The organism is Candidatus Eremiobacteraceae bacterium (assembly GCA_035314825.1).
GTDB lineage: Bacteria > Vulcanimicrobiota > Vulcanimicrobiia > Eremiobacterales > Eremiobacteraceae > JAFAHD01.
In genome coordinates, this window is sequence record DATFYX010000079.1 from 1 (window position 1) to 8,199 (window position 8,199).

At 62.6% G+C, this 8,199-nt stretch carries 9 protein-coding genes; 4 read left to right on the top strand and 5 right to left on the bottom strand.

Features of this window, described 5'->3' with window-relative positions:
• Both VKF82_11525 and VKF82_11530 read left to right on the top strand, forming a co-directional pair.
• A partial coding sequence (locus tag VKF82_11525; protein ID HME82685.1) for a peptide ABC transporter substrate-binding protein occupies positions 1-1,399 on the top strand: 1,399 nt, incomplete at its 5' end.
• A 43-nt stretch (positions 1,400-1,442) separates the two neighbouring features.
• Complete coding sequence (locus VKF82_11530; protein ID HME82686.1) at positions 1,443-2,993, top strand: hypothetical protein; 1,551 nt, start codon at positions 1,443-1,445, stop codon at positions 2,991-2,993.
• On the opposite strand, the gene VKF82_11535 is transcribed toward VKF82_11530, so the two are convergent.
• On the bottom strand, positions 2,990-3,844 hold the full coding sequence (locus tag VKF82_11535) for a dimethylarginine dimethylaminohydrolase family protein (protein HME82687.1): 855 nt from the start codon (positions 3,842-3,844) through the stop codon (positions 2,990-2,992). The two genes, VKF82_11530 and VKF82_11535, sit on opposite strands and share 4 nt — an antisense overlap.
• Positions 3,845-3,958: 114 nt before the next feature.
• A complete protein-coding gene (locus tag VKF82_11540) occupies positions 3,959-4,336 on the bottom strand; it encodes a hypothetical protein (protein HME82688.1) in 378 nt (125 codons plus the stop codon).
• Positions 4,337-4,505: 169 nt separating this feature from the next.
• Between VKF82_11540 and VKF82_11545 the strand changes: the two genes are divergently transcribed.
• Complete coding sequence (locus VKF82_11545; GenBank protein ID HME82689.1) at positions 4,506-5,057, top strand: Uma2 family endonuclease; 552 nt, start codon at positions 4,506-4,508, stop codon at positions 5,055-5,057.
• Here VKF82_11545 and VKF82_11550 read toward each other — a convergent pair.
• The 3 genes from VKF82_11550 to VKF82_11560 all read right to left on the bottom strand — a co-directional run bounded on the left by VKF82_11550 (position 5,054) and on the right by VKF82_11560 (position 6,879).
• Positions 5,054-6,043: an aldo/keto reductase gene (locus VKF82_11550; GenBank protein HME82690.1), complete on the bottom strand. Its 990-nt coding sequence runs from the start codon at positions 6,041-6,043 to the stop codon at positions 5,054-5,056. The two genes, VKF82_11545 and VKF82_11550, sit on opposite strands and share 4 nt — an antisense overlap.
• A 67-nt stretch (positions 6,044-6,110) precedes the next feature.
• Positions 6,111-6,506, bottom strand: coding sequence for a hypothetical protein (locus VKF82_11555; protein ID HME82691.1), 396 nt, complete (start codon positions 6,504-6,506; stop codon positions 6,111-6,113).
• Between the two features lie 172 nt (positions 6,507-6,678).
• Positions 6,679-6,879 (bottom strand): hypothetical protein, encoded by a 201-nt coding sequence (locus tag VKF82_11560; protein ID HME82692.1) that lies wholly within the window; start codon positions 6,877-6,879, stop codon positions 6,679-6,681.
• Between the two features lie 178 nt (positions 6,880-7,057).
• On the opposite strand from VKF82_11560, the gene VKF82_11565 reads away from it, so the two are divergent.
• Positions 7,058-8,191 (top strand): M48 family metallopeptidase, encoded by a 1,134-nt coding sequence (locus VKF82_11565; protein HME82693.1) that lies wholly within the window; start codon positions 7,058-7,060, stop codon positions 8,189-8,191.
• Positions 8,192-8,199 lie beyond the last annotated feature (8 nt).

Sequence of the window (8,199 nt, forward strand, 5' to 3'; positions counted from 1 at the left end):
GTTGGTGCCCGACGCGGCCCTTGTCGTGCCGACGCTGGCGAACGGCGGGGTGAGCAAAGACGGGCTGACCATCACGTATCACCTGCGGCATGGGATCACGTTTTCGGACGGTGCTCCTTTGACGTCGGCCGACGTCGCCTACACCTGGCAGCAGGCGGAGAATCCGCTCAACAACACGCCCAACCGGGAGCCGGCGGATCGCGTCGCATCGTTGACGACGCCGGATCCGTATACCGTCGTGGTGCGCCTGAAGGCTCCGTTCTCTCCGTTCGTGGGCGCGTTTTTCCGCAGCGGCTATACGCCAGGCGGCGGGATCTTGCCGAGCCATTTGCTGCGTCGTTACAGCGATCTCAACCGCGTTTCTTACAATCTGAAGCCGATCGGCAGCGGGCCGTTCGTGGTGGAATCGTGGCAACCGGGGATCGAGTTGCGCTTGGCGGCCAATCCGACGTATTTCCGCGGCGCGCCCAAGCTCAAGCGCATCGTCATCTCGATCATCCCCAGTGAGAATTCGCTGCTCAACTCGATGCAGTCACACGACATCGACTTCTATTATAATCTGCCGGAATCGCAGTATGCGCAGCTGCAGGGGGCTGACGGCGTGCGCTTGTCGGTGGAACCGACGTATTCGCTCGAGCACATAAAGTTCAATTGCGGGCGGGCGCCGCTGTCGGACGTGCGGGTGCGCCAGGCCGTCGCGTATGCGATCGACTGGCAGAGTCTGGTGAAACGGGTGTATCTGGGTTTGGGGACGCCGGCGATGGCGGATGTCCGTCCGGACTCGTGGGCGTACAACTCCGCAGCGCTGCCGTATCCGTTCGATCCGGCGCGCGCCAAGAGTTTGCTGCGCAGCGCGGGTTGGACGCCGGGGGCATCCGGTGTGCTGCGCAAGAACGGCCGCGACTTGAGCCTGGAGATGATCACGGTCGTGGGTGCTTCGGTGCGGCTCAAGGCGGAAGAGGCGGTGCAGCAGGATCTGCGTGCCGTGGGCATCGACGTCAACATCCACAACTATCCGGCGAGCATCGTCTTCGCGACGTGGGCGAGCAACGGCATCATGACGCGCGGCAACTACGATCTTGCACTGGTGACGATGGATCTCGATGCGGATCCCGACAACAGCATCAACCTGAGCCCGGATCAGCTGCCGCCGCGCGGGCAGAACCGCTCGTTTTTCGTGGATCGGGATGTCGGGGCGTGGGAAGCGGCGGCGCTGCGTAGCCCCGATCAAGCCGTGCGGCGGCGGTATTACGTCTTGGTGCAGCAACGCATCCACGATGCGCTGCCCTTCCACGGGATCGTGTGGCGGCCGACGATCGACGCGATGAACGTAGACCTGCGCGGTTTCCGGCCAGGGGCGGCGTACGATTTCTGGAACGCATACGAATGGTCGCTGTGACGATCGAGCTTTCGAGACCCTTGCGACTATGAGGAGAGCGCTGATGCATCGGCTTTCGACCTTCATCGTCATCTGCGGGTTGATCTTGTTCGCCGGAACGAACGTGCTTGCGATGCCGACGACCACCACGAACGCACAGCCCGTCCTCAGTCAAGTCCAACTCGCCATCAGCGCCGCCGTGCAACCCGCATATACCCTGAGCAGCAGCTGCACGGCCGGCCACACCGCCATCACATTTCATTTGTCGGTGAGCAACGTAGGCTCGATCTCCAGTCCTGCGAACAGCGACGTCCACGCGGTGTGGGTGCAAGATGCGGCGATTGCATCCTGGGCCGGCGGCGCGGCGTTGCCCGCGTTGCAGCCGAAAGCGAGCGCGCAGATAGACGTGGCTCTCGCGGCGCTCAATCCGCCGTCCGGCATGAGCGGCCGACACGTGTTCAACGCGACGGTTGGCGGTGCGAAGACGAGCATCGCGGTGGTTGTCCCCAGCGGATTCTGCAGCGGGAGCGCGGCCGTGTCATTGGTGCAACCGGCCGGCGTTGCCCACGCGATGCCAACCCCGACGAAGAATCCGACGCTGCAGGCCAATCCGATCGCGCAGCTGGCAGCCGGGCCTATCCCGGCACCGAAGAATCTTGTCTACACCAACAGCCCGCAGGTGTGCGCCGCGCATATCCCGGGCCTAGGCGCGGCGCTCGTCTGCCCCGGCATCATCGCGAGCGCCGTGACACTGCCGCTCGTGTGGGATTGGATGGCGTGCACGCAGACTGGCTGCTTGCAGCAAATCGATGGCTACCACATCTATCGGGTCACCACGTATACAGGCGACCCTCGTCGCATCGCGTCTTTGGGCATGGGCCAGCCGGTCGACACGCAGCCGGATCCGACCATCACGATCCGCGGTATTTCGCCGTATAACAAGACCGATTGTTTCGTCGTCACGGCATTCAAAGGATCGGTGGAGTCCCCCGCGAGCAACAAGTGGTGCGGCGCGTCGAACCTGGCCATGGGCGAAGTGACGCTACAGCTGCAACCGACCGTACTGCAGACTAGATATTCGCACGATCTGACGCCGTGCGCTCCGACGTCAATCACACAGATCGAGACTCCTCAGATCGACGAAGGGGTCACGCTACTAGGTTCACCCTCCGAGCCGCACGATCAATGCTATACGACCCGGATCATCCGCGGCTACGCCGGTTTCACATTCAACGCCCACGGCAGTGTCCAAAAGGCGACCCTGCACGTCGCCTTCGATGGCTCATGCGGGATCACCGGTGTCGCAAAGACGATAAACGCGGGCTGGTTCGCCAGCGGTCCGTCGCTGAATCCCCAAGTGATGCTCGCTCCCAATTCGTCGGGCACCCCGGGGTTCATCGCGGAGGATCCGTCGTCGCAACGCTCGTTTGAGTTCAGCTCGTCAGTCTTTGAGGGCGAAATCATGCACGACGCCACCGCCGACATCACCGGGTGGTTCCCGCCCGGCGGCTCGACGACGTTCGGCCTCGGCTTTGTAAAGGTGAAATCAGCGATACCGTGCTGGGCGAACATGTGGCCCATCTGGGTGGAGATCGTGTATTATCCGAGTTCCTAGGCGATGCGAGTCGCGACCGCGGCGGCGCCCTTGCGCGGCTCGTTGAGGCGCAGCGTCAAGCATTTCGCTGCGCCGCCGGCTTTGAGGAACTCGGTCAGTTCGGTCTCGATGAGTTTGTAACCCAGCGCAGCGAGGTTGGCGCGCAGCGCTCGGCTCGCTTTGTTCATGACGATCGTCGTGCCGATGTTGACGGCGTTGCAGGCGAAATGCAGCGCGTCTTCTTCTTCTATAGCGATGCGCGCATGGCGCGGCACGAGGCGTTCGATGATGCGATTCGAGCGCGCGTCAAACGCCGCCGGGAAGTACATGATCGGCCCGCCTTCGAGCGGGCAAAAACACGTGTCAAGATGGTAGAAACGCGGATCGACCAGACGCAGTGAGACGACTTCGACGCCGAGGCGCATGGATATGAGTGCGTGCGAGCTGCGCGCGGAGCGGTGGCCCCACGCGGCCCATATCCTGGCGTGTGCGCGGTCGATAAGCGCGTCGCCGGCGCCCTCGAACGGCATGTTCGACGGCATAGTGAAGACCTGGTAACGTCGCGAGCGGAACCAGCGCTCGAAGTGCGGCTCCTCGCCTTGCCGTTCGGGGTGGCGGAAACGGCTGACGATGGCGACATCATCGTAGACGAAGCCGGCGTTTGCGGTGAAGACCATGTCGGGCAGGCCCGGCTCGGGCTCGACCAGCTCGATGCGGGCATGCTTGGTCAGCGCGCGCAGCAGATCGCGCCACTGGCTGGTGGCTCGGTCGAGCGAGGTCTTGGCGATATTCCCCTTCATCCAGGGGTTGATGACGTACGAGACGCCGAAATGCGTCGGCTTGCACATGAGGAAATAGCGCGGATCTGTCACGTCGGGGTGTTTCATACGTGTTGGGCGCGGCCTGCGCCTTACGACGAGTGAAACGAGATGCGTGCGTTCTGTTGGACACCCGGCCAGGCGGACGAGCCCGCGCCGATGTGGTGCCTAGCTGGCGGCGGGCAGCTGCTCCAGCGTCTGGCCTGCCAGCCGTTCGTTGAGCGCGAGCGCCGCGATGCCGACCAGCAGATGGGTGACCTGGACGATCCAGTGCATGGAATCACGCAGCAGGCTGATTTGGGTCATCCCGAGGGCGACCACGATAATGCCCCAGATCGCGCCGGCGGCGACGAGGCCGAGCGACACGCGCGCCGCGGCCGCGATGGTACACGTGATCCATAGGCCGAGCACGAGGAGGATGCCGAGCGTCACGTGGGCGTCGAGCAGCTTGGGGGCGACATTAGTCCACAGTAGGATCCCGAGGATCAACAGGGCGACGAAAATCAAACGGACGGAATTCCGCACGACCTTGACGGTGGCTCTCATGCGGATGGATTATCGCCAATATTCGCATGAACCCTCCTGGCATCGATTTGAGGGATCAGAATCTGCCCGTGCCCCTTCCGGGCGAAGTCGAGTCGGTCAAGGTTATTGTCTGAGTCCGTAGGACGCGTGATATACTGTGCGTGAGTCAGAAGTCATGCACGAGATCATATTGCCGGAGACCAAGCCGGCGCTCGAGTGGGTCAACGGCCGGGTGCTCCAAAAGGTGAGCCCGCAGCGTAAGCATGCGTTGGCGCAGGCAGTGTTTGCGGCCGCGATCGGCGCTTGGGCGCGCGAAAACGGTTGCGGAAGGTTTGGAACGGAATGGGAGTTCCGGCTCCAGCCGCCGGGAGAAATCCGACGGCCGCTGGTACCGGATGTGGCCTATCTATCCTACGCGCGTTTGTCCTACGAGAGTCCGGACGCCGCGGATATCCCGCGCATCGCGCCCGACGCCGTCGTCGAAATCCTTTCGCCGGGGGACCGGAAGAAAGACCTCGAGGACAAGATCCGCGTCTATTTCGCTTGCGGCACTAACGTGGTCTTCACCGTCAACACGCGCGATAAGACGGTGACCATTCGCGACGCCGACGGTCAGAGAGTCATCGGTAGCGACGAGGTCGTCAGCCACGCGAGCCTGGCGGGGTTGGCGATGCCTGCTTGCACTCTTTTCGAAGAGCCGTTGCCTAGGGGGTTCGAGAAGGTTCGACCCGGGAAACGTTAGGGACGTTCCGGCGGACCCATGAAGTCGGGGCCGATCGGATCCTTGATCTCTTCGGCGAGGATGCGGTCGATGTCGCGCAACGCCTTTTCGTCGAGGTGGAAATCGAGGATCGACGGCAGCGGGTCGAGCTCCTGCGGCCGGCGAGAGCCCCACAGCGCGACGCCCACGCCCGGTTGGTCGAGCACCCAACGTACCGCTAGTTCCAGCACGTGCTTGCCGTAACGTTCGCGTGCGAGGTCGTCGAGCCGTTTGACGGCTCGTAGATACTCCGCGAAGCGCGGCGGTTTGAACTTGGGATCGAAGCTGCCGCGAAGGTCGTCGCCCTTGAACGTCGTCTGTTCGGTCATGCGACCGCTGAGGAGGCCGCGGCACAGCGCGCTATACGTGAGCGCGGTGATGCCGTGCGCCTGCGCGTACGGGAGCAGCTCTTTCTGCGCTCCGCGTTCGAAGAGGTTGAGCGGCGGCTGCATCGTGTGCAGCGGTGCGGTCTTGCGAAAACTGTCCATCTGTTCGATCGAGAAGTTGCTCACCCCGATCGCACGGATCTTGCCGGCTTTGTAGAGTTTTTCCATGGTGCCGGCCGTCTGTTCCATCGGCGTCTTCGAATCCGGCCAATGGATCTGATAGATGTCGACGTGATCCGTCTGGAGTCGACGCAGTGAATCCTCAAGCTCTTGTTGGATCCGCTGCGGCGTCGAATTGCGGACGACCGCGTGGGTCTGGTCCCATTGCAATCCGAATTTGGTGGCGATGACGGCTTTGTCGCGGCGGCCGACAAGCGCGCGGCCGATGACTTCTTCGGAGTGGCCTTCGCCGTAGCCGGGCGCGCTGTCGATCAGCGTGACGCCGAGCTCGAGCGCGCGGTGGATCGTCGCGATCGAGGCGTCGTCGTCCGGGCCTCCCCACAGCGCGCCGCCGATCGCCCAGGTGCCAAGGCCGATCCGCGATGCACGGATGCCGGTGTCCGCTATTCCGATATATTCCATACGTTTGCGAACGCCCGCTGTTGGGCGGGCGTTCTGCGATTTTTCTACGTATCGTCCGGGCGGTCTATCAGGCGTTCCAGCTCGAGCCGTCGATGAATTTGACCGATGATGCGTAGCAGCTCGATGTCTGTTTGCCGGCGTACGTGATGTCGTTGTAGAGGTCGAAACGGTGGTCGATCGGCGTCCCAGGTGTGAACTGGCCTACGTCGGTCACTCTGCGCAAGAAATGGTTCTCGGCGTTGCGGTAGCCGACGACGAAGGTGACGCTTGTCACCGTCTTGCGTGAATTGTTGACGTATGCGATCTGCGTGCCGCCGGCGAGCTTGCTCAGCGGCTTGGGCTGGATGACGAAGCATTGCGTGACCGTGATCGGGTTTGATGCGGCGCTTGCGGGCACGGTCGCGGTCTGTAGGATGGCCGCTAATGCGCCAAGCGAAAGGACCGCTGCGAAAAGTCTGGTCATGTGGTTCCTTCCATCAGATATCACAGATGTTTGGTTGAGTGATGGCTTCCGGTTATCAGGATGTCGCGCCTCCGATGGTCGGGACATCCGCTCTCTTCTTCGTCTAGCATGCTAGCTTCGGTTACGATCCGACAAACCGAATTCGGCATGTGCTTCTCCCCTCAGTGGATCCTTAGGTGGCGGCTGGGGGCGGCGTTGCGGCCGGGGGTTGCGGCGCGTCGTCGTCTTCTTCTGTCACCCCCCACAGATGGGCGCCGGTGGACTCGGCCCACTTGACCGCCTCATCGCGCGTGTCGAACTCTTTCGAGTCGCTGATCTTCACTTCTTTGGCTTTGTCGCCTGGCGCATAGATCCAGGCCGTGAACTTGCCCATACTTACCCGGCCTCCCGATATGGTGCTGAGAACCTGTGGAGGCGGGACTTGGCTGGGCGCGGGCGACATCCCGCTCCGACGGGGGCGTCCGTCGTGGCGGGTTGAACGCCCGGTTGTGCCGGATGCTACTGTGACTGCACAGCCCCCAGTGTTGGGTTTGTTCCGGGGAGCCAAATCGGTGCGCTGGCCGCGCGAGACGTTCATGCTCGTCATGTGTGTCGTGTTCGCGCCGCTCACGATCGGGCTCATCACCTACGCTCTGCACGAAGAGCTTGCTGCTTCGGCGATCGGGATATTGGTGATCGGCGCATTCGCGTACACCGCGATGGCCCGGGGCCGCTTGTTGGGCACCAGCGTGCGCGTCCACCAGAAACAACTGCCGCGCGTGTTCGGGGTGGTCGAATCGTGCTGTAAGATGCTCGGTGTTTCGATGCCGTTGATCTTCGTGCGCGAGGATCTGCGCGTGCCGCTGGCGGCGGTCGGGCTGCGCGAGCCGTATGCGCTGATCGTCTCCACCGTGTGGCTGCAGCAGCTCGCAGATGACGAGTTGAAGTTCTTGGTCGGGCGGGAGCTCGGACACATCTACGCCCGGCACACGCGCCTGACGTCGCTCTTGTCCCCCAACGGCGCCGATAATCCGATCCTCGGTTTCGTCATGGGTCCATGGCTGCGACGCACCGAGTACACGGCCGACCGCGTGGGTCTGTTGTGCTGCGGCAAGTATGACACCGCCATGCGGGCGATCTTGACGACGCAGTTCCGCGATATCGCAGGCGCCATCGATCCGACGCCGTTCATCGAGCAACGTGACGAGATCGAGACCGATCCTTCGCTGCGCGTCGGCGAGTTGATCGGTCGCGAACCGTATGCGACGCATCGCGTTCATGCGCTGCGGGTGTTCGCTGGAAGCCCCTTGTTCGACTATTGGCGCGGACGATTCGATGCGTTCGCGTCCAGTGGGGAAACTGCGGTTTACAAGCAGCCACGAGGTTTTTTGTTTCCGGCTGCCCTTTTCATCGACGGCTTCTTGATCATCTTGCTCGCGAACTATCTCAGGGCGAGCAAGCGTGTGGCTGTCACGATCGACGCTTCAGACGTGCCAGGTTTGGTCTCTTGGTTTGCGGTGCATGCCCCGTGGCTCGCCCACCATTTCGGCTCCCATCCAACGCCTCTTGCCCTGAGCGACTTCTTCACCACGGGCCTCGCTGTCGTCATATCCTTGCTCATCTACATCGTCATCACGATTATTTTGCGGCGAACGCCTGGCATGTTCGTGTTTGGATTGCAATGGAGGGCGCCTGCGGTCGAATAAATTCGACC

What these genes read in the sequence shown, in the direction of transcription:
- VKF82_11540 (HME82688.1), bottom strand. Translation starts at nt 4,336, where the DNA reads ATGAGAGCCACCGTCAAGGTCGTGCGGAATTCCGTCCGTTTGATTTTC.
- VKF82_11530 (HME82686.1), top strand. Translation starts at nt 1,443, where the DNA reads ATGCATCGGCTTTCGACCTTCATCGTCATCTGCGGGTTGATCTTGTTC.
- VKF82_11560 (HME82692.1), bottom strand. Translation starts at nt 6,879, where the DNA reads ATGGGCAAGTTCACGGCCTGGATCTATGCGCCAGGCGACAAAGCCAAA.
- VKF82_11555 (HME82691.1), bottom strand. Translation starts at nt 6,506, where the DNA reads ATGACCAGACTTTTCGCAGCGGTCCTTTCGCTTGGCGCATTAGCGGCC.
- VKF82_11550 (HME82690.1), bottom strand. Translation starts at nt 6,043, where the DNA reads ATGGAATATATCGGAATAGCGGACACCGGCATCCGTGCATCGCGGATC.